Origin of the sequence: Streptomyces alboflavus, from assembly GCF_000716675.1 — a bacterium.
GTDB classification, from domain to species: Bacteria; Actinomycetota; Actinomycetes; order Streptomycetales; family Streptomycetaceae; genus Streptomyces; species Streptomyces alboflavus.
Genome location: NZ_JNXT01000068.1, coordinates 17594 through 43991 on the forward strand (window position 1 = coordinate 17594; position 26398 = coordinate 43991).

Genomic DNA, 26398 nt, shown 5'->3' on the forward strand with positions numbered 1-26398 from the left:
GCAGGTCGCGCATGCCGCCGAGGAACCGGCCCACCGCACGGCAGGTCCGCCTCGGCGCGGAGCTGCGCAGGCTGCGGGACGCCGCCGGGATGACCGCCCGCGAGGTGGCGGAGCTCCTCGGTTCGACGTCGGCCCAGATGAGCCAGATGGAGGCGGGGATCGCGGGGGTGAGCGAGGCGCGGGTGCGCAGGCTGGCCGCCCACTACGCGTGCGGGGATTCCGGCCTGGTCGAGGGCCTCGTCGCGATGGCGACCGACCGCACCAAGGGCTGGTGGGAGGAGTACCGGGGCGTCTTACCGCCCGCCTTCCTCGACCTCGCGGAGCTGGAGCACCACGCCACCTTCCTGCACGTGACCGCCACGGCCCACGTCCCCGGCATCCTCCAGACCGAGGACTACGCCCGCGCCGTCTTCGCCTACCCCTCCCCCGAACTCCCCAGCGCCGAACTGGAGCCGCGGGTCGCCCACTGCCTGGGCCGCCGCGTGGCCGTGGAACGCCCCGGCGCGGTGCCCTACGAGGCCGTCCTGCACGAGTCCGTCCTGCGCACCCGCGTCGCCGACCGCCACGTCGCCCGCGCCCAGCTCGCCCGCATCCTGCGCCAGTCGGAACGCCCCAACGTCACGGTCCGCGTCATCCCCTTCGACGTGGACGGCTTCGCCGGGGCCAACGCGGCGGCCCTCTACCTCGGCGGCCCCGTCCCCCCGCTGGACACGGCGAAGCGCGACGAGCCCCACGGCGGTCCCTTCCTGGACGCGGAGCCCCAACTGGCCCTCTTCCGGGCCCTCTTCCGGAAGGTCACGTCGGCGTCCCTCGACCCGGCGCGGTCGCGGGACTTCATCCATCGCCTGGCGAAGGAGCTGTGAGCAGGCGCGACCACGCCTCTCGGGAGGATTGTCACAGCGGAGTGGTAGGAACGGGCCCATGACCAGCATCCCCTGGACCCTGACCATCGACTGTGCCCGCCCCGGCGAACTCGCCCGCTTCTGGGCGCTCGCCCTCGGCTACGTGGAGAAGCCGCCGCCCGCCGGGTTCGCGAACTGGGAGGAGTGGTTGGAGCGGCACGGCGTGCCCGAGGAGGAGTGGGACGACGGGGCCTATCTGACCGACCCGGACGGGCGGAGGCCTTCGATCTCCTTCCTCAAGGTCCCCGAGGACAAGGTCGCCAAGAACCGTGTCCACCTCGACCTGCGGGTGGGCGGTGGCCGCGAGACGCCCTGGGAGGTGCGGTGGCCGCTGGTCACGGCGGCGGTGGCGCGGCTCACCGCCGCCGGGGCGCGGGTCGTGGGTGAGCACGACCTGGACGGCAGGCCCGACCATGTGGTGATGGCCGACCCGGAGGGCAACGAGTTCTGCGTGGTGTAGGGGCCGTGCGGCCCGCCGTCAGGCCGGCTCGCGGAGCAGGTCCACCAGCTTGCTGAAGCTGTCCGACCCGTGGCCCGCCGCCGCGCCCTGGCGGAACGCGGCCAGGACCGCCTCCGGGAACGCCGTGTCCACGCCCGCGTCGGCGTTCGTGTGGACGACGTGCTCCATGCTCGCCACGCCCATCGAGATGCGGTCGACGTCGCCCGCGTGGTTCCCGGCGTCGATGCGGGGCGCGTAGAAGTCGATGAACTGGCCCATGCCCGCGTAGTTCTCGGTCGCGTACGGGGCGATCTCGGAGGCGCTGATGCCGTGCGCGCCCGCGAGCGCGACCGCCTGCCAGTACGCGAGCATCGCGGGCCAGAAGATGACCATGTTCAGCTGGTACATGAGGGCGGCCACACCCGCGTCCTCGCCCCGGTGGTCGGTCTTGCCGGTGATGACCTCCAGGTCCGCGCGGAACTTCTCGTACGCCTCGCGCGGGCCGCTGTAGAACGTCGACATGTCCGGGCTGCCGATGCCCGGCGGCGGGGACAGGACGCCGCCCGTCAGATGCGTGCCGCCGAGTCCCTCCACCCAGCGGGCCGCCGCGCGCGCCTTCTCCGGCGTGTCCGAGCTGAGGTTCACCAGGACCCGGCCGGCGACGGCGTGCTCCGCGCCCGCGAACGCCGTGTACATCGCGTCGTAGTCGATCAGGCTGAGGATCACCAACTCGTTGGCGGCGAGGGCCTCTTCGGTGGTCTCCGCCGGCTTCGCGCCGCGCGCCACCAGGGCGTCGGCGCGGGACGGGGTGCGGTTCCAGACGGTGACCTCGTAGCCCCGGTCCAGATACGCGGTGGCCATCGCCTGGCCCATGGGGCCGAGCCCGATGACGGTGACGGATCGTGACATGAGTGCCTCCGGTGCGTACGTGAAGTGACTAGAACGAGCGCTCTATCTAGCGCGTGAGAAACGTAGCACAGCTCTAGAACGAACGCTCTACTCAGAGGGTGGGTAGGGTGGCGGGATGAGTCAGAACAGCGCGCCCCCCAGCACGCGTGAGCGGATCGTCGTGGTCGCCGCGCGGCTCATCCAGCGGCAGGGCTACGTCGGCACCGGCATCAAGCAGATCGCCCAGGAGGCGCAGGCCACGCTCGGCTCCGTCTACCACTTCTTCCCGGGCGGCAAGGCGGCCGTCGCCGTCGCCGCGATCAAGTACGGCGACGAGGAGTTCGCGGCCGTGCTGCGCGCCGCCATGGCCGCCGAGGCCGACCCCGGCGCCGCCGTCCAGGCCTGCGCCGTCGAACTCGCCGTCGGGCTGCGGGAGTCCGGCTGGACCGACGGCTGCCCCGTCACCGCCGCCGCCCTGGAGACCCTCGGCTCGGACTCGGAGATCCAGCGGGCGTGCGCACAGGCGCTGCTCGGCTGGGAGCGGATCGTCGAGGAGAAGCTGCTCGGCTCCGGCTTCGCCGCCGAGGACGCCCGCGAGGTGGCGACGACCGTCATCAGCGCCCTGGAGGGCGCCGAGGTGACGGCCCAGGTCGCCCGCAGCGAGGAGCCCTTGCGGGCGGTGGGGCGGCAGTTGGCGCGGCTGGTCGGGTCGTACGCCTGAGGAGTGGTCGCCCGTGGGCGTGGGCGGGCGTCCGTGGACATGAGTGAGGGCCCCGGAACCGACCAGGTTCCGGGGCCCTCACTCACGTACTCACATGCGGGAAGGACTCACGCGTCCTTCTTCGGCTCCTCCAGACGCGGAAACAGCACCGCGCCCTTGGTGACGGTGGCTCCGGCCGGGAGCTGCCCCCACGTGCCCGCGTCCTGCACCCGCTGGTCGGCGAGCGCGCCGAGCGGGGCCTCGGCGCCGAGGGAGTCCCAGAGCTGCTGGGACGTCTCGGGCATGACCGGGTTGAGGAGCACGGCGACGGCGCGGAGCGACTCGGCGGCCGTGTAGAGGATGGACGCCAGGCGCGCCCTGCCCTCGGGCGAGTCGTCCTTGGCGACCTTCCACGGCTCCTGCTCCGTGATGTAGCCGTTGACCTGCTTCACGAAGTCGAAGACGGCGAGGATGCCGCCCTGGAAGTCCAGGTCGTCACCGACCTTCCGGTCGGCCTCCGTGACCGCCTCGGCCAGGCCGTCCCGGATCGCCTGCTCGGCCGCGCCGGGCGCCTCGTCGGCGGGCAGGGCGCCGCCGAAGTACTTGCCGACCATGGCGGCGACGCGGGACGCGAGGTTGCCGTAGTCGTTGGCCAGCTCGCTGGTGTAGCGGGCGGTGAAGTCCTCCCAGGAGAACGAGCCGTCCTGGCCGAAGGCGATGGCCCGCAGGAAGTACCAGCGGTAGGCGTCCACGCCGAAGTGGGACGTCAGGTCCTGCGGCTTGATGCCCGTCAGGTTCGACTTGGACATCTTCTCGCCGCCGACCATCAGCCAGCCGTTGGCGGCGACCTTGCCGGGCAGCGGCAGGCCCTGCGCCATCAGCATCGCGGGCCAGATCACCGCGTGGAAGCGCAGGATGTCCTTGCCGACGAGGTGCACGTTCGCGGGGAAGGTGCCGTCGAACTTGGCCGGGTTCTCGTTGTACCCGACGGCCGTCGCGTAGTTCAGGAGCGCGTCGACCCAGACGTAGATGACGTGCTTGGGGTCCCACGGGACCGGGACGCCCCAGTCGAAGGTGGACCGGGAGATCGAAAGGTCCTGAAGCCCCTGCTTGACGAAGTTCACGACCTCGTTGCGCGCCGACTCGGGCTGGATGAAGCCCGGGTTCGCCTCGTAGTGCGCGAGGAGCCGCTCCGTGTACTCGCTCAGCTTGAAGAAGTAGTTCTCCTCGCTGAGCAGCTCGACGGGCTTCTTGTGGATGGGGCAGAGCTTTTGCCCCGCGTACTCACCCTCGCCGTCGAGGAGCTCGCCCGGGAGCTTGTACTCCTCACAGCCGACGCAGTACGGCCCTTCGTAGCCACCCTTGTAGATCTCGCCCTTGTCGTAGAGATCCTGGACGAACTCCTGCACACGGTCCGTGTGCCGCTTCTCCGTCGTACGGATGAAGTCGTCGTTGGCGATGTTCAGGTGCTCCCAGAGGGGTCGCCAGGCCTCCTCCACGAGCTTGTCGCACCACTCCTGCGGGGAGACCCCGTTCGCCTCGGCCGTGCGCATGATCTTCTGACCGTGCTCGTCCGTGCCGGTGAGGTACCACACCTTCTCGCCGCGCTGACGGTGCCAGCGCGTGAGCACGTCGCCTGCGACGGTCGTGTAGGCGTGGCCCAGGTGAGGAGCGTCGTTGACGTAGTAAATGGGGGTCGAGACGTAGTACGACTGCACGTCGTTCGCCCCCTGCTTCTCGGATCCAGTGGCCGCCATGGTCGAAATCCTAACGGCCCAATGAAGATCCACTCACATGGCTAAGGGGTCGCGCTACGGGCGCCACGACGCGAGGACGCCCTCGTACAGCTGCTTGTCGGTGAGTTCCCTCGGGTCGGGGCCCGTGAGGAAGTGCGCCGCGTTGTCCGCCTTGAGCTTGCGGAGGTAGTCGAAGGCCTTGGCGTCCTTGTCGCCGAAGGCGACGAACGAGAAGAACAGGGGGTGGCGGGCGGCGTCCGCCAGGGCCTGGCTGGCGGGGCCCTTGGTGTCCGGGGCGCCGTCGGTCTGGAAGATCACGAGGGCGGGTTCGCCGACGTGGTCCGACTTCTCGTAGTGCGCGACGACCTCCTCGATGGCGCGGTGGTAGCTGGTGCGGCCCATGCGGCCCGCGGCGGCGTGCAGCTCGTCCACGCGGTTCTCGTGGGCGTCGAGGGTGAGGTCGGCGGTGCCGTCGATGTCCGTCGAGAAGAAGACCAGGTGGACGGTGGCGCTGGGGTCAGTGTGGGCGGCGAGGGCCAGGGTCTGGTCGGCGAGGTTCTGGGCGGAGCCGTCCTTGTAGTACGGGCGCATGGAGCCGGAGCGGTCGAGGACCAGGTAGACCTGGGCCCGGGTGCCGGTCAGCTCGCGCTTGCGGAGGGCGGTGCCTGCGGCGCGGTACGCGGTGGTGAGGGTGGGGGCGGTTGCTTTGAGCTTGGCCGCAGTGAGGGCCGGCTGCGCCGGGGCCTTGGGGATGGGCTCGGGCTCGGCCTGGGCGGGGTTGGCGTCGACCTCGGCCGGGGTGGGGTCGGCCTGGGCCTCGGCCGGGACGGGGGTTTCCGGCTGCGCCGGGGTGGGGTCGGCGTCGGCCTCGGGCTCGACGGCGAGGGCCGGCTGCGCCGGGGCTGTGGGGGTGGGCTCGGCCTCGACCTGGGCTTCCGGCTGGGCCGGGGCAGGGGTTTCCGGCTGCGCCGGGAGGTCGTCCGAGGTGCCCTCAGTGTCGACGGCGCCGTCGGCCTGGGCTGTGCCCACCCTCCCCCAAGCTCTCGACTCCGCTCGAGCAGGGGGTGCCCCCATCGCCCTCTGGGCGGCCCAGCTGCCCACAGCAGGAGGCTGCTCGGCCGGGGCCGGGGTGGCCTCGGGGGCGGGGGTGGGGTCCGGGGCGGTTGCCGCGGGAGCACCCTGATGTTGGGAGTCACGGGTGGGTGGGTGGGAGTCTTCCGCCGCGGAGCGGCGGGCCGGGACACGCACCGACACGTTGTCGAAAGCCTCGGCCACCAACGCCTCGGCGGGCGACCGCCTGGCGACACCAGTCCGAGGCGCAGCCTCCGGCGTACCCTCCGCAGCGGTCCCCACCGCAGCAGCACCCGCCGCAGCAGTACCTGCCGTCGACGCGGACGCCGAGGTCGCCGCCGTGGCTTCCCCGGTCTCCGTCGAGGCCGACGTCGGCGCCGAGACCTCCTCGGGCTCCGCCGAGGCCGCCATCGAGCCGGAAGTCGAGGCCCGCTCGGAAACCGTGGAGGCCGTCGCCGGGGCCTCCCCGGGGTTCGTCGAGTCCGATGTCGATGCCGAGGCCGACTGCGAGTCGGACTCAGGAACCGTAGAGGAAGAAGACCGTCGGAAGACGGCTAGCAGACGTCCCAGAATGCCCATGTGCGCAACCCTTCGCATGACTTGTTCCCGGAGCCAGCCCCTGGCCATGAGGGACACGTAAGGTTAGCGGCCACCGCTCGGGGGGAGCAGCGGGGCCGGGCCTGACACGGATTCACCCGCCGTTCACCCGCAGTCCTCCGTGGAGCTGGCCGCCACCCCTAGCCTCCAGCCGGAATCACCGGCAAAAAGAAGCCAAAGCGCCGTCAACCGGCCACCCATGGAGGACCCCGTGCGCAAGCTGCTGCCCCTGATCACCTCTCACCCGGGCGGCTCCGGCGGCCGCTCGGCCATGACGTGCCGGTTCCGCTGCGGTGACGCCTGCTTCCACCCGGTGCCCAACACCAGCGACAACGAGTACATGGGTGACGTCATAGCCGGGGCCCTGAGCCGCCGCTCGATGATGCGCGCTGCGGCCGTGGTCACGGTCGCGGCGAGCGCGACGGGCGGCCTCGCCCTCGCCCCGGGCGCCGCGGAGGCGCAGGCGGCCACCGGAGCCGAGGCGGCCCGGAGAAAACCCGCGGCGAAAAAGGCGGCCCGCGGCCTCCGCTTCACCCCGGTCGCCCCGAACACCGCCGACACGGTCACCGTGCCCGGCGGCTACGGCCAGAACGTCGTGATCCGTTGGGGCGAGCCCATCCTGCGCGGCGCCCCCGCGTTCAACGCGGACAAGCAGACCGCCAAGGCGCAGGCGGGCCAGTTCGGCTACAACAACGACTTCCTCAGCCTGCTCCCGCTGCGCGGCGAGAGGCACGGCGAGGAGCACGGCCGTCAGGTCCTCGTGGCGAACCACGAGTACACGGACGAGATCCTGATGTTCAAGGGGTACGACGCCAAGAACCCCACCCGCGAGCAGGTCGAGATCGCCTGGGCCGCGCACGGCCTGTCCGTGGTCGTGGTCGAGGGCGAGCGCAGGACCGGCGCCCTGCGCGCCGTACCGCGCCACCAGCTCAACCGGCGCCTCACCACCACCAGCAAGTTCCACCTCACCGGACCGGCCGCCCGCAGCGACCTCGTCCGCACGAAGGCCGACCCGCGCGGCGTCACCGTCCTCGGCACGCTCAACAACTGCTCGGGCGGCACCACCCCGTGGGGCACGACGCTGCACGGCGAAGAGAACTTCAACCAGTACTTCGCCCACGCGGACAAGGTCACCGACCCGACGCAGGCGGCCCGCCTGAAGCGGTACGGCGTCGCGGGCGGTGAGTCCGAGCGCAAGTGGGAGCGTTTCGACGACCGCTTCGACCTCACCAAGGAGCCGAACGAGCCCAACCGCTTCGGCTGGGTCGTCGAGCTGGACCCGTACGACCCGGACTCCGTCCCGCGCAAGCGCACCGCGCTCGGCCGCTTCAAGCACGAGGGCGCCCAGCCGCGCCTGACCCGCGACGGCCGCCCGGTCGTGTACATGGGCGACGACGAGCGCTTCGACTACGTCTACAAGTTCGTCGGCAGCAAGCGCATGGCCAAGGGGAACTCGCGCTGGGCCCGCGAGCACAACCTGACGCTCCTCGACGAGGGCACGCTGTACGTCGCCAAGTTCACCGGCGACTCCCCGGCCAAGGAGATCGACGGCACGGGCAAGCTGCCGTCCGACGGCGAGTTCGACGGCAGCGGCAAGTGGATCCCGCTGGCCACCGCGTACGCGGGCGGCAAGGCCGTCAGCCACGTCGAGGGCATGACCGCCGACGAGGTGTACGTCTTCACGCGTCTCGCCGGTGACAAGGTCGGCGCCACGAAGATGGACCGCCCCGAGGACATCGAGCCCTCCCCGAGCAGCGGCAAGGTGTACGTCGCCCTGACGAACAACACCGACCGCGGCAAGCCCGGCAAGGACGGCGCCGACGAGGCCAACCCGCGCAACCTCAACAAGCACGGGCAGGTGCTTGAGCTGACGGAGTCCCGCAACCGCCCGGAGTCCACGCGCTTCGGCTGGAACCTCTTCCTCGTCGCCGGTGACCCGAACGACCCGGCCACGTACTTCGCGGGCTTCCCGAAGGACAAGGTCAGCCCCATCTCCTGCCCCGACAATGTGGCCTTCGACCCGCACGGCAACCTGTGGATCTCCACCGACGGCAACCAGCTCGGCTCCCATGACGGCCTGTTCGGCGTCGCCACGAAGGGCGACCGGCGCGGTGAGCTGAAGCAGTTCCTCACCATGCCGAAGGGCGCGGAGACCTGCGGCCCGCTCGTCCAGGAGCGCCGCGTCCTGGTGGCCGTGCAGCACCCGGGCGAGATCGACGGCGCGTCCGTCGAGAAGCCCGCGAGCGTCTGGCCCGACGGCCCCGGCAAGATCGTCCGCCCGGCGGTCGTGTCGGTGTGGCGCAAGGACGGCTGCGACATCGGCGTCTAGTACGGCCAGCGCGTACGCGTAGTACGGCGGTGCGTACGCGTAGTACGGCGGTGCGTACGTGAAGGGGGCGCCCCCCCGGGGGAGGGGCGCCCCCTTCACGTACCGCTTCTTACTGGTCCTGCTGCTTGCGGCGGTACATCGCGAAGCCGAGGCCCGCCGCGCCGAGCGCCGCCATGCCGCCGCCCGCGGCGACCAGCGGGGTGCCGTGCGAGGCCGGGGTGGCGTTCTCGGCACCGGCCTTCACGCCGCCCTGTGGGACGGCCCGGTCGGACGCAGGGGTGCCCGTGCCGGTCCCGGTGCCGGTCGCCGTGCCGCCGGTGTGTGCCTTCGGCTTGCCGCCGGTGCGGCCGTCGAGCCAGCCCTTCATGGTGCCGTTCGGGTAGAGCACGAAGTGGGCGCCGTTGTGCTGCCCGTACGCGGCCTTGTTGCCGCGCTGCTTCAGGGTGTCCCAGACGATCTTCTTGCCGCTGCTCGGGGACTTGCCGATCATGTCGGCCTCGTACCCGGCCTTGGTCCTGTAGACCTTGGCGTCGAAGCCGGACTTGCCGAGGTTCTTGTACTCGCGGACGAAGGTCCGCTTCTTCGCGGGCTGCGGCTTGGGCTTGGGCGGGGTCGGCTTGCCGGTCTTGGTGATGCCGCCGTCGGCGTTGAGCGTGAACGTACAGCCGTTGATCTTCGTGGACGCGGGCTTGATGTACGCCTTCAGGGAGCCCTTGGCCTTGCCGTTCAGGAAGATCTGCGCCTTGGCGCTGCGGGCGGAGGCGTTCACGTCGACCTTGGCGGTCCAGCCGTGGCCGAGGGAGACGGTGCCCTTGGAGACCCAGCCGCCGGGCACCGGCTTGTCCGTGTCCCTGTCCCTGTTGTCCTGGTCGCCGCCGGACTTATTGACGGAGCCGTCCTGGCTGAGCACGAAGGTGTAGGTGTCGATCTTCGTGCTCGCCGACCGGCCCTCGGCGCTCAGCGAGCCCTTGGGGGTGCCGTCCAGGGATATCTGCGCCTTGGCGGAGCGCGCGGAGGCGTTCACCTGGACGTCCGCGGTCCAGCCGCTGCCCAGATCGACGGTGCCCTTGGACTCCCAGCCGCCGACGACGGGCTTGTCGGGGTCGGTCTTGTCGTCCGGGGTGGTCTTGTCGTCCGGGGTCGGCGTCGGGGTGACCTCGTCGTCGGGGTTCGGGGTCGGCGTGACCTCGTCGTCCGGCTTCGGCGCGGGGGTCGTCTCGTCGTCCGGGGCGACCTGGGACCGCGGGGTGGACGGTGCGTCCGCGAACGCCGCGGTGGTGGGGACGGCGAGCGCGGCGATCGCGCCGGTGGCGATGGCGGCGGTGCGGATGGTGCGTCGGGTGGCGCGCATGGCGTGAACTTCCCTCGTGGCTGGCTTACGAACTGTCCGTCTTTGTGCCCCTTTGCGGTGGCGACGGATATGAAGCTACGGGCGCGATGTGTGCGTCATCCGTAGGGAACGTAACAACCGGCCGGATACCGTGACGCGGAACCGTAAAACGGAGAAAGTGGCAGGTCAGAGGGGGTTTAGAGGAGGGTGGGGCGAAGGTCCTGAGATGTCGCGGGACCAAGGTCCGGGGGCGGGGCCGAGACCGGGATCGCCAAGGGGACCGGCACCGGGGCGGTGCTTCTCTCGCCGGGTCTGCCGCCCGGTCTGTCGTCGGGTCTCGTGTCGGGTCTGCTGCCGAGGAGCCAGCCCTGGTACGCGGGGGACTCCGCGGCGGCCTCCCAGTACGCGGCCTCCAGCTCGCCGTAGACCGCGTCGAGTTCCGCCGTCGTGCGGGCGGCGACCAGGAGGCGGACGCCGAGCGGGTCGCCGGCCAGGGGTCTGACCGCCATGTCGGGTCTCGCCACCGAGGTGGGCTGGCAGACGGTGACGACCTCGCCGGTGGCGACCAGGGTGGCGGCGGTGAGGTAATCGCCGTGCAGGACCCGCGGGTTGAGCCCGGCCTCCCGCAACATCCTTTGCAGTCCGTCCCATTCGCCGTCGACCGTCGGGTCCACCATCCAGCGGTCCTCGGCGAGGTCCGTGAGGTGGACGACGTCCTTGCGGGTCGCGGGGTGGTCGGCGGCGAGCGAGACGAACTGCGGCTCGCGGTCCAGGAGGACACGTCTGCGCAGTCCGTCCGGCAGGCGCAGCGGGCAGCCCTCGACCTCGTGGACGAAGGCGATGTCAAGTTGACCGGCGGCCACCATTTGCAGGAGCGCGTTCGCGGAGACGTCCATCTGGAGGGAGGTCTCGGTGCCCGGCATGCGGTGCCGGAGCCGGCGCAGCCAGCCCGGTATGGCGCGGCTCGCGGTGGAGCCGATGCGCAGCTGCGGGGTGCCGTCGTCGGCGCGCGCCGCGGTGGCCCTGGCCTCGGTGACCAGGGCGCGCATCTCCACGACCAGGGGGCGGGCGCGGCTCAGGACGACGCGGCCGAGGGGGGTGGGGCGGCAGCCGGTGCGCTCGCGGGCGAACAGCTGGCCGCCGACGGCGTGCTCGATGCGGCGCAGCTGGGTGGTCAGGGAGGGCTGGCTCATGCCGAGTTGGCGGGCGGCCTTGTGCAGGCTTCCGGTGTCGGCGATGGCACAGAGTGCGCGGAGATGCCTGACCTCGAGCTCCATGGGCGTGAGACTAGAACGGCTGACGTGCTCACACCAGCCTCCCAAACCCCTACGGACCCCCATGAGTTGGCACGTATGACCGGTGTCCGGATGTGCGGCGATAGCACCGTCCTATCGCCATCTGCCATCATCCGCTGGCGCCGTGGCTCCCCGACACTCACGGGTACCGAAACGTTCACCTTTCACCGAACGAGTAGGGAGCCCCCCACATGCACAAGCGTTATCTGTCCGTCGCCGCCGCCCTCGGCCTCGCCGCCGCCGCGCTCGGAACGTCGACCGTAGCCTCGGCCGCCGACTCCCCCCGGGCGGGTGCCGAGAAGTCCTCGGTGTCCACGGCCGCCTCCGTCGCCCGTTACCAGGGCTCCGGTGAAGAGGCCGCCGCGAACAAGGCGTTCTTCGACGCGGTCGTCAAGGCCGTCGCCGAGAAGCGCGCCGCCAACCCGGGCGCCAAGGCCGTCACCGTGACGTACAACGCCTCGCAGGCTCCGACCTTCCGTCAGCAGATCGCGTCGTCCACCTCCATATGGAACGCCGCGGTCACCAACGTCAAGCTCCAGCAGGGCAGCAGTGGTGCGAGCTTCTCGTACCGCGAGGGCAACGACCCGCGTGGTTCGTACGCCAGCACCGACGGCCACGGCCGTGGCTACATCTTCCTCGACTACCGGCAGAACCAGCAGTACAACTCCACCCGCGTCACCGCCCACGAGACCGGGCACGTCCTCGGCCTCCCCGACAACTACCGGGGCCCGTGCTCCGAGCTGATGTCGGGCGGCGGCCCCGGCACGTCCTGCCAGAACGCCCAGCCCAACGCGGCTGAGCGCGCCCGGGTGAACCAGCTGTGGGCGAACGGCCTGGCGAAGGCGATGAAGCAGGTCCAGAAGCAGGGCTGACTCCGGGTCGGCCTGACCTGACCCTTCCCCGACGCCGCCCGTTTCGTGAGACCGGGGCTTCACCCCAGGTTTCGCGAAGCGGGCGACGCGTCGTGTGCGCGTACGCTGGCCGGGCGCGGCGAGTACCTCGACGACCCGGCTCGCCGGGCGGGGCTGCGCACCGCGCACCTGCGCCGGGGAGGGCGCTGCCTCACCGCCGAGGTGACGCCACCGCGCGGGCCGCGCCGACCTCTTGGCGCAGTGGCTCCAGGACGCTGTCCTTGGGGCCGGTGAAATCCACCGGTACCGGTACCAGGACTTCGACTTCGCGCAGGGCCTCGGCCAGTTCGCTCAGTTGCCGCGAGACCTCGGTCACTTCCCCGGCCCCGGGTGGATCGGCGCCGTGCCGGACCCGTACGCGTGCTGCCGTCGTCGCGTCGACGATGCGTTCGACGGCTACGACGAGGGGCCACCAGGCGGCGGCGCGCGCGCCGGTGGGTGGGGGTTCGGTGAGGGCGCGTTGGAACTCGGTGCGGATGTCGGAGAGGTCGCGGTAGAGGCGGCGGCGCATGCGGGCGCGGGCGGCCGGGGCGGTGGCGTCGGAGCCGGGGCCGAAGGCGCACTCGACGTAGCGGGCCGTGTCGGAGACGGCGTCGGCCAGGCGGTCGCCGATGCGGGTGTGCCAGCTCTCCGGCCAGAGGAGGTAGCCGGCGATCAGGGCGATGGCGCAGCCGATGAGGCTGTCGACGAGGCGCGGTACGACGAGCCCGAAGCCCTGGTGGTTGAGGACGTCGGAGAGGAGGAGGATCACGGGGGTGATCGCGGCCGTCTGGTAGCCGTAGCCGCGCGGGGTGAGGGCCGGGATGAGGGTCGCGAGGACCAGGACCACGGGGACGTCCCACCAGCCGCGTTCCACGGATGAGAGGACGGCAGCCGCGACGACCAGGCCTGCGGCCGTGCCGAGCGCCCGCAGCACCGCCCGCGAGAACACCGAGCCGAAGTCGGGCTTGAGGACGAACGTGATGGTCAGGGCCACCCAGTACGAGCGCGGTACGTCGATGAGGGACACCAGCGCCTGGGCGATGCCGATGCACAGGGCGAGGCGCAGGCCGTAGCGCCAGGACGCCCCGGAGAGGATGACGTTGCGGGTCGCTCGGCGGGCCCGTACGCGCAGTGCCGCGGGGCGGCCCAGGCGGTCCTCGGCGTGCACGACCGTCAGCGGGTCGGGGTCGGCGAGGGTGTCGGCCGCGTGCCGCAGGGCGTGGTGGACGGCTCGGGCGGCCGCGCCGTGCGGCTCGGGGAGGTCCTCGGGAAGCTCTTCGGGGAGGCCGAGGTCCGCGTACGCACTGCCTTCGCCCTTCTCGCCGTGCGGCCCCCGCTTGCCGCGCTCCACCGCCTTGGCCAGCTCCCGCATGGCCGCGGGAAGTTCGGGCGGCAGCTTCTCGCCGTACCGGTGGGCGACCGGCGCGGCCTCCACCACCGGGGTGACGGCGTTCAGTTCGGCGATCAGGCGGACCAGGTCGGGGCTGCGGCCGTGGTCGCGGGTCCGGCGGGCGAGGACCAGGTCGTACGCCTGGTTGAGGGACGCGGTGACGGCCGCGCGGGCCTTGTCGTACGCGTCGTCGTCGCCGTCTCCCGTGCCCGCGGCTTCGAGGAGGGCGGCGGCGTTCCGGTACGTCGCGGCCACCGCCGTTCGTTCCGGTACGCCGGATCTCAGGGGCCAGGCCAGGAGGGCCAGGGCGAGGACGAGGAGGCCGCCGCCGGTCATCAGGGCGGGGGCGAGCCACCACTCGCCGGGGAGGGGGAGGCCTGCTCCGATCACGCAGTTGAGCAGGAGCAGCAGTCCCGATACGGAGGCGACCGCGCCGATCGTCGACATCATGCCGGAGATCAGGGCGACCAGGGTCACTGCCGCGACCGCCGTCCAGCCGTGGCCGAAGACCAGGGCTCCCAGGGTGACGCCCAGGGCGCCGAACAGCTGCGGCACCGCGATGTTGAGGATCCGCATGCGGTATGCGTCTGCCGTGTCTCCGATCACCCCGGAGAGGGCGCCCATCGCGGCCAGGGCGCCGTACGTCGGCTTGCCGGCCGCCGTGCCGATGGCCAGGGGGAGCGACATTCCGATCGCCGCGCGGGTGACGGCTGCCCAGGGGATGGGGGCGGGTTGCGGTTTCAGCGACCTGACCAGCCAGTCGGGAGGGGTGAGGGTGCGGTGCCGCATGGGGTCATTATCGCGCGGGGGTGGGTGTCCCTCCCTGGTGGGAGGGGGCACCCCCGCTGCGGCGCTCCGCGCCTCGTCCTCAAGCGCCGGACGGGCTCTCTCCCACCCGCCCGCCCGGACTTGTCCCGGGCTTGCCCGAATGCCCGGCACCTTCGGCCGCGTCCGGGGGCACCCTCGTATCGCGCTTCGCGCTCGTCCTCAAGCGCCGGACGGGCTTTCTCCCGCCCGCCCGCCCGGACTTGTCCTGGGCTTGCCCGAATGCCCGGCACCCTCAGCCTTGCCTGGGCAACTCCTCGCCGAGGTGGGATGAGTGACCCCGGGCAGGTGGTGCGTCCCACTCCGGCCGAAGCTCTGGCGGGGGCGGGCGGGTGGGGAAAAGCCCGTCCGGCGTTTGAGGACGAGCGCGCAGCGCGTTCCGGGGGGCGACCGGTGCCCCTCACCTCGGCGAGGAGTTTCCGCCCGCCTCGGTGCCTTCAGCCTGTCTCGGCGAAGTTCCAGCCCCCTCGGCCAGGAGTTCCCGTCCGCCCCGGCCAGGAGTCTCCGTCCGCCTCGGCGAAGTCCGTTTCAGCCCGTCATGGGGGTACCCCCTGCTCCTTGAGAGCTTGGGGGAGCTTGAGGACGAGGCGCGGAGCGCCGATTCGGGGGAGGGCTGTCCCATCCGCCACGGGACACCCACCCCCGGGATCGGAGAAGGGGTGCCCGCGCGCGGAGCGCGCTGATGAGCGCTGCGGGGCGCCCCCGTGGGGGACAGCGACGGCCGCCCGGCGCGGTTGGGGAGAGCGCGGGGCGGCCGTCGTCGCGGTGGGCCCGGGTCCAGAGGCCAGGGAGGCCCAGGGGCCAGGGACCGTGGGTCTCAGAGGCGCGGCTTCGGGGCCGTGGCAGCGGCCTCGTCGGGGTCGGGCGCGGCAGCACCCGCCGTTTCCGTACCGGCCTCCGGGACCACCACCGCGTCCGTGGGGACCGCGTCCGTGGGGACCGGGGTCCCGGGGGTGCGGTCCTTCATCAGCAGGAGAGAGAGGGCCGCGGCGACGAGGACACCCACGGCACCGACCACGAAGCTCGCGGACATCGCCTCGGTGAAGGCGTCACGCGCGGTGTCGACGAGCGCGGTGTTGCCGGTGCGCGCGGCCTCCGCGAAGGCCTCGACGATGGACTCGTCGGCGTTCCCGGGTGTGCCGGCGGGCATCTCGTTGCCGTAGGTGTGGGACAGGATGGAGCCGAGGACGGCGACGCCGAGGGCGGCACCGGCCTGCTGGACGGTGTCGTTGAGGGCGGAGCCGACCCCGGCGTGCTCGGTGGGGACGGCGCCCATGAGGGCGGCCTGCGCGGCGGGCATCGCGAGCCCGCCGCCCATGCCCATCAGGACCATGGCGACGGTGACCATGCCGAAGCCGTCACCGGGCTCGAGCGTGGTGAGGGTGAAGAACCCGGCGGCGGTGATCGTCAGACCGAGGGCCACCATCGCGCGGTTGCCGACCTTCTGGCCGAGCGTGGCGCCGAGGGTGCTGAAGACGAGGGAGGCGACGGCGAGCGGCGCGAAGGCCCAGCCGGTGTCGGTGGGGGAGTACTCCAGGACGAACTGGAGGTACTGGCTGAGGACCAGCATCAGGCCGCCGTTGGCGAAGGTCAGCAGCACGATGGAGAGGCTGGCGCCGGTGAAGACCCGGTTGCGGAAGAGGGACAGCGGCACCATCGGCTCGGCCACGCGGGTCTCCCAGACGGCGAAGCCGACCAGGCAGAGCACGGTCACGATCGCGGCGACGTACACCTTCGGGTCGTCGACACCGACCTTCGGCCACTCGGTGATCGTCCAGACGAGGGCCACCATGCCGACGACCGAGAGGGTCATGCCGACCGGGTCGGCCTTGCGCCAGGGGCCCTTGGACTCCGGCATCAAGGCGAGCGCGGCGACGATGGCGAGCACGGCGATCGGGACGTTGATCAGGAAGACCGCGCCCCACCAGAAGTGACCGATCAGCGCGCCGCCGAGGACGGGGCCGCCGACGAGGCCGACCATCGACACGGCGCTCCAGGCCGCGATGGCCTTGGGCCGCTCGTCCTCGTCGAAGACGGTGATGAGGATCGACAGGGTGCTCGGCATGATCAGCGCGCCGCCGACGCCCATCAGGACGCGTCCGGTGATCAGTTGCCCGGGCGACTCGGCGACCGTGGCGAGCAGTGAGGCGGCGCCGAAGACCACCAGGCCGATGATCATCACCTTGCGGCGGCCGAACCGGTCCGAGAGCGATCCGGAGGTCAGCAGGAGGCCCGCGAACACCAGCATGTACGAGTCGAGGATCCACTGGAGGTCCGAGGCGCTCGCGTCCAGGTCCTCCGCGATCGGCGGGACCGACACGGTCAGGACCATGTTGTCGACGACCAGGACCAGTGTGCTCAGGCAGAGCACGACCAGGATCAGCCAGCGCTTCGGATCCCGCGCCACCGCCTTCGCGGCGGCTGCCTTCGTTTCCGACCCGTCCATCTCCGGACCTCCCCAACGAGTGGTGCGCGAACGATTCCGTACGGCGTTCGCTACTCCGCACACTGTACGTACGCCGCACACTGTTCGCAAGCTCCGAACGGCGTGCGCCCCTGCGCTAGGGTGGAGGGGACGAGACGCACTCGCCGAGCAGAAGAGGGGTGGCCGCATGTCACGCGCCGCGCAGCCGACCAAGCCGTCGTCCGACCCGTCGACCGGATCCGTGTGGACGCGTCCACAGCGCTCACGCCGCGAGCAGCCCGCACTCAGCCGCGACCAGATCGTCGCCGAGGCCATCGCGCTGCTCGACGCCGACGGCATCGAGGCGCTGAGCATGCGCAAGCTCGGCACCCGGCTGAACGCCGGGGCCACCTCGCTCTACACGCACGTGTCGAACAAGGACGAGCTGATCGAGCTGGTCGTGGACCAGGTCTACGGCGAGATCGAGGTGCCGAAGGTCGCCTCCCGCGCCGAGTGGCGCGCCGCCGCCCTGGAGTGCGGCAACAACGCGCGCTCCGTGATCCTCGGGCACCCCTGGATCGCCTCCGTGCTCGGCGAGATGGGCATGTCGTACCTGGGGCCGAACATGTTGCGGCTCACCGAGGACATGCTCGAACTCTTCGAATCCGGCGGCTTCGACCTGGTCCAGGGCGGGATGGCGCTCAAGACCATCTGGTCGTACATCCTCGGCATCGCCGCCACCGAGGCCGCCTGGATGACGTCGCTCGCCCGCAGCGGCCAGAACGAGGACGAGTGGCTCACGGGCATGGCGTCGATCGCCGAGCAGGCCATAGCGCCCTACCCGCGCATGCGCCGGCTGCACGCCGAGCAGACCGCGGGCGCCGTCGGCGAGACCCGGCGCAGCAACTTCGACGAGGGGCTCGGCTGCATCCTGGACGGCCTGGAGGCCCAGCGCAGGCGGTAGGCGCGGGAGCAGGCCCGGCCGGGGTCGCGCTCCGCGTGGGCGACGCCCGAATGGCTCGTCCCGCGTGGCCGTTCGCCGGGGCGCGCCCAAGGCTCGGACCATGGACTCTGCACAGCGCGACACGCCCGCCCCCGCCCCCGCCTCAGGCCCCACCCTGTTCGCCGGTGTCCTGATGCTCGTCAACGGCGTCCTCAGCGTCCTCGCGGGCATCACGGGCATCGCGAAGGACGACGTGTACGCCCGCCTCGGCGACTACGTCTACAAGTTCAACCTCACCACCTGGGGCTGGGTCCACCTGGTGCTCGGGGTGGTCGTCGCCGTCACCGGCTGGGGCGTCCTCAAGGGCATGGACTGGGCCCGGGGCGCGGGCGTGGGCCTCGCGGCGGTGAGCATCGTCGCCCAGTTCCTGTGGCTGCCGTACACACCCCTGTGGGCGCTGGTCTCGATCGCGCTCGGCATGTTCGTGATCTGGGCGCTGTGCGCGGACGGGTCGGCTGCGGACCGGTCCGGGGCGGGCGCGTCCGGCAAGGGCGGCTCGGACGCGGGCAGCTCGGGTGCGGGCGGCCCCGGCACCGGCGGCGCGGACCGTCCCGGCGCGGCCCCCGGCCTGTGAACCCGCCCGCCGCCGCCCTCGGCGACCAGCTCGTCGCCAAGTGGACCTCGCCGCAGGGCGCACGGCTGCGCGCCGCGGGCGCGAAGATCGTCGACGGTCTGCTCGAACTCGGCCCGCTCACCCGCGAGCGGGCCGGGCGCATGCTGGGCTGGCCGCCGCACGAGGTCCTGCCCCGCTTCGAGGCCATGGACTTCCGCCTGGAGACCGACCCCGACGGCAACATCATCGGCGCGGGCGTCTCCCTGAACGCCGACCGCCCGCACTCCATGGAGCTGCGCGGCCGCACCGTACGCGGCTGGTGCGCCCTGGACGCCCTGATGTTCCCCGTCGTCCTCGACGAGTCGGTCTCCCGGATCACCTCCCGCTGCGCCACCACCGGCGAGCCCGTCCACGCCACCGTCACCCCGTCCGGCGTCCGCGACGTCCACCCCGCCACGGCCGCCGTCACCCTGGCCCCGGCCACCGGCGCCGACATCCGCGAGGTCTTCTGCGACCGCGTCAACTTCTACGCCAGCGAGGCCCTGGCGACGGACGCCACCCTCCAGGACACGGACCTGGCGGTCTGCTCGACGGCGGAGGCGTGGACGGTGGCCAAACGCCTGGCCGACCTCTTCTAGAACGACGCCGGCCCCCCGTTCGTGGCCAGAACGTCCCGCACAGTCCGAATGAACGCGTCCCCGCGAGACCCCGTGCTGCCGGTCCGCCACACCAGCGCCACATCCGCCGTCGGCAGGTCGTGCACGGGCACGAACACCACGTCAGGACGCGAGTAGTACGTCTCCACGGAGGCGATGACCGGGGAGACCCCCTGCCCGGTGGCGACGAGCGTCATCAGCTCCTGGAACGTCGCCACCGCCTGCCCGCGCCGGATCTCCCGGCCGCTCGGCGTGCGCGGCGGCACATGGAAGTCCCACCAGTACGCGGGCGCGCCGCCCGCCACCCGGAAGAACGTCTCGCCCGCCAACTCCTCGAAGGACAGGGAGGTCCGTCCGGCGAAGCGGTGGCCGACGGGCACGGCGAGGGCGCGGTGTTCGGTGATGACGACGGGGCCGACGGTCAGGTCGGGCTCCGCCACCGGCAGGCACGTGAACAGCATGTCGATGTCGCCCGCGCGCAGCGCGCCCAGCGGGTCCTGGAACTGCGTCTCGCGCATCCGCACCTCGCAGCCGGGGCACCGCTCCCGGAACAGCTTCAGGATCGGCTGCGTGAGCGACCCGGCCCCGGAGCCGAGGAAGCCGACGCCCAACTCCCCGTCGATGCCCCGCGCCTGGTCCTTGGCGCGGGCCACGGCCTCCTCCATCCGGTGGTGCAGCGGCGCGAGCTCGTCGTACAACTGCCGCCCCAGCGGGGACATCCGCACCACGCGGCTGGTGCGTTCGAAGAGGGGGGCGCCGATCTTGCGCTCCAGCTTCTTCACGGTCTGGCTGACCCGCGCCTGCGAGAGCAGCAGGCGTTCGGCGGTGCGGCCGAAGTGCAGCTCCTCGGCGAGGGTCAGAAAGGTCTGCAGTTCCTGTCGTTCCATGGCGCGCTCCCCCTTGCGTAGGCCCTGAGAACCCCTCGGCGGAGCCCCGAAGGCGGCAACACCGGCAGGCCCGCGCCCCCTTCCCGAACGGCCTGACCTGCATCGATAAGCCTCGGCTTCGAGATCGTTTCACGGATCGGCGTTGATGGGCGGGTGCGATCGGCGGATCTTTGAGGAGTCGGAACGGCAGCCCGCCGAAACCGGCCCCAGACCTCAGGAGTTCATGATGTTCTCGCGTACCCGCACCCTCGCCGTCGCTGTCGCCCTCGCCGTCACCGCCGGTACCGCCGTCACTGTCGCCCAGGCCTCCGACGGCGGCGCGGGCCAAGGCCGGCACGCGGCCGGGAAGGGAGGTGCCTGGTCAGCGGCGTGGGCCGCGTCGCCGCAGCGGCCGAGCACCGGCTTCAAGGCCAACTGGTCCGAGGCGGGCTTCGACGACCAGACCGTGCGCCAGGTCGTCCGCGTGACCGAGAAGGGCGACCGAGCCCGCATCCGCCTCTCCAACGCCTACGGCGCCTCCCCGCTGCACGTCGCGAGCGCCACCGTCGCCCGCACCGAGGGCGACAAGGGCGCGGGCGTCGAGCGCGGCTCGGTGCGGGCGCTCACCTTCGGCGGGAAGAAGTCGGTGACCGTTCCGGCGGGCGGCCAGCTCTCCAGCGACGCCGCCGGGCTCGACCTGGACCGCTTCGAGTCCGTCACCGTCACCCTGCACCTGTCCGGCACCACCGGGCCCGCCACCTTCCACGCGCAGGCCTTCGCGACCAGCTACCGGGCCGACGGCGACCACACCCGCGACACCGGCGCCGACGCCTTCAAGGAGTCGACCGAGTCCTGGTACTACCTGTCCGGCGTGGACGTCGCCGACAGCGGCAAGAAGGGCAAGCGGGACGGCGTGGTCCTCTTCGGCGACTCCATCACCGACGGCTTCGCCTCCTCCACCGACCTCAACCGCCGCTGGTCCGACGCGCTCGCCGAGCGCCTCGCCAAGTCCGGCGAGCCCCGGCCCGTCGTCAACTCCGGCATCGGCGGCAACATGGTCCTCAACGACTCGGCCTGGTACGGCGCCAAGGGCACCGGGCGCATCGCCCGGGACGCCCTCGACCTGCCCGGCGCGGGCACCGTCGTGATCCTCGAAGGCCTCAACGACATCGGCTTCAGCGAGACCGACAAGCCCACCTACAAGCCCGCGCCGATCGTCAGCGCCGACGAACTCATCGCAGGGCACCGCAAGTTGATCCGTGCCGCGCACGACAAGGGCCTGAAGGCCGTCGGCGCCACGCTGCTCCCGCTCGGCGGCTCCGACCACTACGGCGAGCGCGCCGCCGCGGTCAGCGACAAGTTCAACGAGTGGGTGCGCACGTCGGGTGAGTACGACGGCTACGTCGACTTCGACAAGGCACTCGCCGACCCGAAGGACCCGGAGCGGATCCGGCCCGCGTACGACAGCGGCGACCACCTGCACCCGAACGACGCCGGGTACGCGGCGATGGCGCGGGCCGTCGACCTCGGCTCGCTCTGAGCACCACGGCGCGCGGCCGGGGCGGCTGGTCCGCCCGGCCGCTCCGCCGTGCCCGGGTTCCCGCGCGCGGGAACCGTACGGTCACTCCCGCGTGTAGAAGCGGTAGAACGTCACCGCGAACACGCTCGCGGCCACCGTGCCCGCCATCCCCACCGACCGCAGCACGCTCGCGTCGGTGAGGCTGTACAGGAAGCCGAAGGACACGCCCGCGAAGGTCGCCCAGGCCGTGGCGCGCAGCTCGCGCGGCAGGGCGGGGGCGAGGCGGCGCACGGCCGCGTACAGCGCGCCGAAGGCGACGCCCGAGACCACGCCGAAGAGGACGTTCCCGCTGGTGATCGGTCCGCCGTCGCGGTTGATCGCGGCGGCCCAGAGGCCGTAGACGACGGCGAGGAGGGCGGGGCCCGCCCAGGTGCCGGAGAGCGCGCGGATGCCGGGGAGGGTGGGGGTGCCGGGCGCTCCGTGTGCGGTGTGAGCCATGACGGCTCCTCTCTGCTCACGCCTTGCGGTGTACTGCTCACGCCTTGCGGCGTCCCATCAAGGAAACACCCGTTCGACCCCGCGCTCCACCGGAGCCCGTGCCACTCTGGAAATCGGCGACGCGCTCGGCGATGAGTTTCCGCCACGGGTCCGGTCTCCCCTCATGACGAGCCGCTGCCGAGCCGCTGCCGAGCAGCCGACGAGCGGCCGACGATCCGCATGCGGAGGGCGCAGGGACATGAGCAGCAAGCAGTCGTACCGGGGCCCCGGGTCCGGGGGCCTCGCCATCGAGACCGCGGGCCTGGTGAAGACCTTCGGCGACAACCGCGCGGTCGACGGCGTCGACCTCGCCGTACCGGCCGGAACGGTCTACGGCCTCCTCGGGCCGAACGGCGCGGGCAAGACCACGACCGTGAAGATGCTGGCCACGCTGCTTCGCCCGGACGGCGGCGAGGCGCACGTATTCGGCCACGACGTGGTCCGCGCGGCCGACACCGTCCGCGGCCTGGTCAGCCTCACCGGGCAGTACGCCTCGGTCGACGAGGACCTCACCGGCACCGAGAACCTGGTGCTCCTGGCCCGTCTGACCGGCCACGGCAAGAAGGCCGCGTACAGCCGCGCGGAGCAGCTCCTCGACGCCTTCGGCCTCGGTGACGCCGCGTCCCGCCAGGTCAAGAACTACTCGGGCGGCATGCGGCGGCGCATCGACATCGCCGCGTCCATCCTCAACACCCCCGACCTGCTCTTCCTCGACGAGCCGACGACGGGCCTCGACCCGCGCAGCCGCAACCAGGTCTGGGACATCGTCCGCGCGGTCGTAGGACACGGCACCACCGTGCTCCTGACCACGCAGTATCTGGACGAGGCCGACCAGCTCGCCGCCCGCATCGCCGTCATCGACAAGGGCAAGGTCATCGCCGAGGGCACCAAGGGCGAGCTGAAGGCGTCCGTCGGCGCGGGCTCGGTGCACGTCCGCCTGCGCCACGCCGAGCAGCGCCCGCAGGCCGAGGAGGTGCTGCGCATCGCCCTCGACGCCGAGGTCAAGATCGAACCCGACCCGGTCGCGCTCACCGCCCGCGTCGGTGGCGGCGCGGCGAACGGCCAGGGCGCGGCCGAGCAGGCGTCCCGTGCCCTCGCCGAACTGGCCCGCACCGGCATCACCGTCGACAACTTCTCCCTGGGCCAGCCCAGCCTCGACGAGGTGTTCCTGGCGCTGACCGGCCACCCCAGCGACCCCGAGCCCCCGAGCGGGCCGGGCGCCCCGCAGGACCTGAAGGAAGCCGAGGTCTCCCGATGAGCACCGCGACCACCACCGAAGCCCAGGACCTGGCCCCGGTCCGCACGGAGTCCCTGGCCGAACTGCTCATCGCCAAGGAACGCCCGCGGCGGCCCAGCGCCCTGTCCACGTCCCTGACCTTCGGCTGGCGCGCCATACTCAAGATCAAGCACGTGCCGGAGCAGCTGTTCGACGTCACGGCGTTCCCGATCATGATGGTGCTGATGTACACGTACCTCTTCGGAGGCGCGCTCGCCGGATCCCCGCGCGAGTACATCCAGTACCTGCTCCCCGGCATCCTGGTGATGTCCGTCGTCATGATCACGATGTACACGGGCGTCTCGGTCAACACCGACATCGAGAAGGGCGTCTTCGACCGCTTCCGCTCGCTGCCCATCTGGCGGCCGTCGACGCTGGTCGGCTATCTCCTCGGCGACGCCCTGCGGTACGCGATGGCGTCCGCCGTGATGCTCACCGTCGGCATCATCATGGGCTTCCGGCCGGACAGCGCGCTCGGCGTCCTCGGCGGCGTGCTCCTGCTGCTCGTCTTCTCGTTCGCCTTCTCCTGGGTGTGGACGATGTTCGGCCTGCTGCTGCGCACCGAGAAGTCCGTGATGGGCGTCAGCATGATGGTGCTGTTCCCGCTGACGTTCCTCAGCGACATCTTCGTGAAGCCCGAGACCATGCCGGGCTGGCTCCAGGCCTTCGTCAACAACAACCCCGTCACGCACGTCGCCTCCGCCGTGCGCGGCCTGATGGCGGGCGACTGGCCGGGCGCCGACATCGCGTGGAGCCTCGGCTGGGCGGGGCTGCTCGTGGCGGTGTTCGGGCCGGTCACGATGCGGCTGTACAACCGCAAGTAGCCGTAACCAGCGCTCCTGCGGCGGCGCGCCGTCGCCGTCCCACAAAGGCGGGGAATCCTGCCCCCATATGCAGTGACCCCGGTCGCCCCGCGGGCGGCCGGGGTCTTGCCTTGAGGACGTGCTCCGACGTCCTCGCGCCGCCCTGTCCGCCGTGCTGCTCGTCCTCGCCTGTCTGCTCGTCCCCTTCGGCACGGTCTCCACCTGGGCGAAGTACGAGATCGAGGACACCGACGCGTACGTCGCCACGATGGCGCCCCTCGCCGCCGACCCCGACGTCCGCGCCTCCGTCGCCGACGCCGTGACCGACTCCGTGATGAAGGAGATCGACGCCGGTCCGCTGCGGGCCACCGTCGCCTCCTTCGTCCGCGACGCCGTGCACTCCTTCACCGAGACCGGCGCCTTCCAGACCGCGTGGAACGCCGCGAACCGGGCCGCCCACGACGCCGTACAGGCCGCCCTCACCCATGACTCCGACGGCGCCGTCACCATCGACCTCGCCCCCATCACCGAGCAGGTCAAGCGTCAACTCATCGAGGAGGGAACGCCGTTCGCCGGCCGCATCCCGGTGCGGCACACCGAGGTCACCGTCATGAAGGCGCAGGACCTCAGCCACTTCCGGAAGGGCTTCCGCATGCTCCAGGTCGCCGGTCTCTGGCTGCCCGCCGCCGCCGTGCTCCTCGCCGTGGGCGGCATCCTGCTCGCGGTACGCCGCCGCCGCGCCGTCACCGCCACCGCACTCGGCGCGGCCGTCGGCGCCGCCGTCCTCGCCGCCGCCATCGCCGCGGGCCGCGCCCTCACCCTCGACGACCTGCCCCCCGACGTCTCCCGCGCCGCCGCGGGCGCCGTCTACGACGCCCTCACGGACACGCTGCGCACGGCTTCGTGGGTGATCGTGGGGGTGGGCCTCGCGGTGGCGCTGGGGGCGTGGGTGTGGGGGCGGGTGGGGGTGCCGTCCGGCGGGGGTGGGGTGGGGGTGTCCGGGGTGGAGGTGTCCGGCGCGGCTGCCGGGGGCGGTGCTTCTGGTGGGGTCGGTGTGGGCGATGGCCCCGGCGTGGCCGCCGAGACCGGTACCCCCGACACCCCCCGCCCGGCGGGCTCCCCGTCCCGGCGCAACCCCTCCGCCGCCCCTCCGCGTCCCTGAGGGAGGATCTGTTCCGAGGACGTGGCGGATGCGGGCGCGCCGGTCAGGACGCCGCCGCCCCGCCCACCGGCGACGAAAGGGCGACCCTTGGAGCACGTGACGGCACCGCCCGACTCCCCCGAGGCCGAACCCGACGGCCCTGTGGACGTACGGCGGCCGCAGAGTCACCGGGTCGCCGCCTGGACCGCCGGACTCCTGCTCGCCGCCGTGAGCGCCGTCCTCGGCTGCCGCATCGCCGACACCGACGCCGTCACTCCCGTACCGCAGGTCCTCGCCTTCCTGCCCTGGCTCCTCGTGCCCGCCGCCGCCGGGCTGCTCCTTGCCGCCCTCGGGCGCTGGCGGGTCGGCCTCGTCTGGGCCGTGGCCGTGCTCGGCGGACTCGCCTGGTTCATCGAGCCGTACGGCAAGGTGGCCGACCCGGACGGGCCGCCCGTCGCCGAGCTGCGGGTGCTCGCCTCCAACGTGGAGTTCGGACGCGGTACGCCCGGGCTGATCAAGGCGATACGGGAGCGGAAGCCGGACCTGGTCTTCGTCTCCGAGTGCGATCGCGCGTGCGACGGGAAGCTGCGGGACGCGCTGCCGGAGGCCGCCTACCCCTACCGGGCCGCCGTCGCCTCCGCCGGGGACGACGGGGCCGACGGGTCGGTGATCCTCAGCAATGTGCCGCTGAAGGAGGCTCCCGGGGTGCGGGGGACGCTGGGGATGCCGGGGGCGGTGGCCGAGGTGAAGGGGATTCCGGTACGGGTGCAGCTCGCCCATCCGATGCCGCCGACGCCCGGGGATCTCGGGCGGTGGCGGGCCGAGCTGGGGCGGCTTCGGGACTACGCGGCGGCGGGGGACGGGCCCACCATCGTCGCCGGGGACTTCAACGCGACCCAGGATCACGCCGCCTTCCGGCGGGTGCTCGACGCCGGGCTGCGGGACGCGGCTCGGCTCTCCGGGGCGTCCCGCACTCCGAGCTGGCCCACGGCGCTGCCGCGGCCGTTCGGGGCGCAGATCGACCACGTCCTGGCGTCGGAGGACTTCGCCGCGCATGGTGCGCGGTTCCTGGAGATCGGGGACACGGATCATCGTGCCTTGCTGGTGGACTTGACGTTGCATCGGGACGAGGCCTGAAGGTCACTCTCGGCTGCGCCGGGGGCACCCCCGCTGCGGCGCTCCGCGCCTCGTCCTCAATCGCCGGACGGGCTCTCTCCCACCCGCCCGCCCGGACTTGTCCCGGGC

21 protein-coding genes and 1 pseudogene are annotated in these 26398 nt (G+C 72.1%); 13 read left to right on the forward strand and 9 right to left on the reverse strand.

Annotated features, from left to right (window positions below; all coding sequences use genetic code 11):
- The first annotated feature begins 11 nt into the window (after positions 1-11).
- Both OO63_RS35415 and OO63_RS35420 read left to right on the forward strand, forming a co-directional pair.
- Positions 12-863 (forward strand): helix-turn-helix domain-containing protein, encoded by an 852-nt coding sequence (locus OO63_RS35415; protein ID WP_030362350.1) that lies wholly within the window; start codon positions 12-14, stop codon positions 861-863.
- Positions 864-921: 58 nt separating this feature from the next.
- Positions 922-1362, forward strand: a complete 441-nt coding sequence (locus OO63_RS35420) for a VOC family protein (protein WP_030362351.1) — start codon at positions 922-924, stop codon at positions 1360-1362.
- Positions 1363-1380: 18 nt separating this feature from the next.
- On the opposite strand, the gene OO63_RS35425 is transcribed toward OO63_RS35420, so the two are convergent.
- On the reverse strand, positions 1381-2250 hold the full coding sequence (locus tag OO63_RS35425) for an NAD(P)-dependent oxidoreductase (RefSeq protein WP_030362352.1): 870 nt from the start codon (positions 2248-2250) through the stop codon (positions 1381-1383).
- Between the two features lie 115 nt (positions 2251-2365).
- On the opposite strand from OO63_RS35425, the gene OO63_RS35430 reads away from it, so the two are divergent.
- Positions 2366-2950 (forward strand): TetR/AcrR family transcriptional regulator, encoded by a 585-nt coding sequence (locus OO63_RS35430; RefSeq protein WP_030362353.1) that lies wholly within the window; start codon positions 2366-2368, stop codon positions 2948-2950.
- A 107-nt stretch (positions 2951-3057) separates the two neighbouring features.
- Here the strand turns inward: OO63_RS35430 and metG are convergent, their stop codons facing one another.
- Both metG and OO63_RS45105 read right to left on the reverse strand, forming a co-directional pair.
- Positions 3058-4686, reverse strand: a complete 1629-nt coding sequence (gene metG / locus OO63_RS35435; RefSeq protein WP_030362354.1) for a methionine--tRNA ligase — start codon at positions 4684-4686, stop codon at positions 3058-3060.
- Positions 4687-4740: 54 nt separating this feature from the next.
- A complete protein-coding gene (locus OO63_RS45105; RefSeq protein ID WP_078619567.1) occupies positions 4741-6147 on the reverse strand; it encodes a VWA domain-containing protein in 1407 nt (468 codons plus the stop codon).
- A 397-nt stretch (positions 6148-6544) separates the two neighbouring features.
- On the opposite strand from OO63_RS45105, the gene OO63_RS35450 reads away from it, so the two are divergent.
- Positions 6545-8662 (forward strand): PhoX family protein, encoded by a 2118-nt coding sequence (locus tag OO63_RS35450; RefSeq protein ID WP_030362357.1) that lies wholly within the window; start codon positions 6545-6547, stop codon positions 8660-8662.
- A 109-nt stretch (positions 8663-8771) separates the two neighbouring features.
- On the opposite strand, the gene OO63_RS35455 is transcribed toward OO63_RS35450, so the two are convergent.
- Positions 8772-10013, reverse strand: a complete 1242-nt coding sequence (locus OO63_RS35455) for a hypothetical protein (protein ID WP_030362358.1) — start codon at positions 10011-10013, stop codon at positions 8772-8774.
- A gap of 176 nt (positions 10014-10189) precedes the next feature.
- A complete protein-coding gene (locus OO63_RS35460) occupies positions 10190-11269 on the reverse strand; it encodes a LysR family transcriptional regulator (protein ID WP_030362359.1) in 1080 nt (359 codons plus the stop codon).
- A gap of 209 nt (positions 11270-11478) precedes the next feature.
- Between OO63_RS35460 and snpA the strand changes: the two genes are divergently transcribed.
- Positions 11479-12159, forward strand: coding sequence for a snapalysin (snpA, locus tag OO63_RS35465; protein WP_030362360.1), 681 nt, complete (start codon positions 11479-11481; stop codon positions 12157-12159).
- A gap of 190 nt (positions 12160-12349) precedes the next feature.
- Here the strand turns inward: snpA and OO63_RS35470 are convergent, their stop codons facing one another.
- A complete protein-coding gene (locus OO63_RS35470) occupies positions 12350-14359 on the reverse strand; it encodes an FUSC family protein (RefSeq protein WP_030362361.1) in 2010 nt (669 codons plus the stop codon).
- Between the two features lie 853 nt (positions 14360-15212).
- Positions 15213-16841, reverse strand: a complete 1629-nt coding sequence (locus tag OO63_RS35475; RefSeq protein ID WP_199819544.1) for an MFS transporter — start codon at positions 16839-16841, stop codon at positions 15213-15215.
- Between the two features lie 166 nt (positions 16842-17007).
- On the opposite strand from OO63_RS35475, the gene OO63_RS35480 reads away from it, so the two are divergent.
- From OO63_RS35480 to merB, 3 genes and pseudogenes are all read left to right on the forward strand, one after another.
- The gene (locus OO63_RS35480; RefSeq protein WP_033264762.1) at positions 17008-17763 is read left to right on the forward strand and encodes a TetR/AcrR family transcriptional regulator; all 756 of its coding nucleotides are present in this window, start codon (positions 17008-17010) and stop codon (positions 17761-17763) included.
- Between the two features lie 100 nt (positions 17764-17863).
- Positions 17864-18256: pseudogene (locus tag OO63_RS35485) on the forward strand (DUF7144 family membrane protein); the annotation flags it as partial.
- A gap of 116 nt (positions 18257-18372) precedes the next feature.
- Positions 18373-18993: an organomercurial lyase gene (gene merB, locus OO63_RS35490; RefSeq protein WP_051811488.1), complete on the forward strand. Its 621-nt coding sequence runs from the start codon at positions 18373-18375 to the stop codon at positions 18991-18993.
- Here the strand turns inward: merB and OO63_RS35495 are convergent.
- Positions 18990-19898: a LysR family transcriptional regulator gene (locus tag OO63_RS35495; RefSeq protein ID WP_030362366.1), complete on the reverse strand. Its 909-nt coding sequence runs from the start codon at positions 19896-19898 to the stop codon at positions 18990-18992. The two genes, merB and OO63_RS35495, sit on opposite strands and share 4 nt — an antisense overlap.
- 226 nt (positions 19899-20124) lie before the next feature.
- Here OO63_RS35495 and OO63_RS35500 point away from each other — a divergent pair, with 226 nt between their 5' ends.
- Positions 20125-21417: an SGNH/GDSL hydrolase family protein gene (locus OO63_RS35500; protein ID WP_030362367.1), complete on the forward strand. Its 1293-nt coding sequence runs from the start codon at positions 20125-20127 to the stop codon at positions 21415-21417.
- An 81-nt stretch (positions 21418-21498) separates the two neighbouring features.
- On the opposite strand, the gene OO63_RS35505 is transcribed toward OO63_RS35500, so the two are convergent.
- Positions 21499-21894 carry a hypothetical protein gene (locus OO63_RS35505; RefSeq protein WP_030362368.1) on the reverse strand — a complete coding sequence of 132 codons (396 nt, stop codon included), beginning with the start codon at positions 21892-21894 and terminating at the stop codon, positions 21499-21501.
- A 238-nt stretch (positions 21895-22132) separates the two neighbouring features.
- Between OO63_RS35505 and OO63_RS35510 the strand changes: the two genes are divergently transcribed.
- From OO63_RS35510 to OO63_RS35525, 4 genes are all read left to right on the forward strand, one after another.
- Positions 22133-23191: a daunorubicin resistance protein DrrA family ABC transporter ATP-binding protein gene (locus OO63_RS35510; protein ID WP_030362369.1), complete on the forward strand. Its 1059-nt coding sequence runs from the start codon at positions 22133-22135 to the stop codon at positions 23189-23191.
- Positions 23188-24033 carry an ABC transporter permease gene (locus OO63_RS35515; protein ID WP_030362370.1) on the forward strand — a complete coding sequence of 282 codons (846 nt, stop codon included), beginning with the start codon at positions 23188-23190 and terminating at the stop codon, positions 24031-24033. Before OO63_RS35510 ends, OO63_RS35515 begins: the two co-directional genes overlap by 4 nt.
- 118 nt (positions 24034-24151) lie before the next feature.
- Positions 24152-25174, forward strand: a complete 1023-nt coding sequence (locus tag OO63_RS35520) for a hypothetical protein (RefSeq protein ID WP_248782223.1) — start codon at positions 24152-24154, stop codon at positions 25172-25174.
- A 96-nt stretch (positions 25175-25270) separates the two neighbouring features.
- Positions 25271-26290: an endonuclease/exonuclease/phosphatase family protein gene (locus tag OO63_RS35525; protein WP_397622139.1), complete on the forward strand. Its 1020-nt coding sequence runs from the start codon at positions 25271-25273 to the stop codon at positions 26288-26290.
- Positions 26291-26398: the final 108 nt, after the last annotated feature.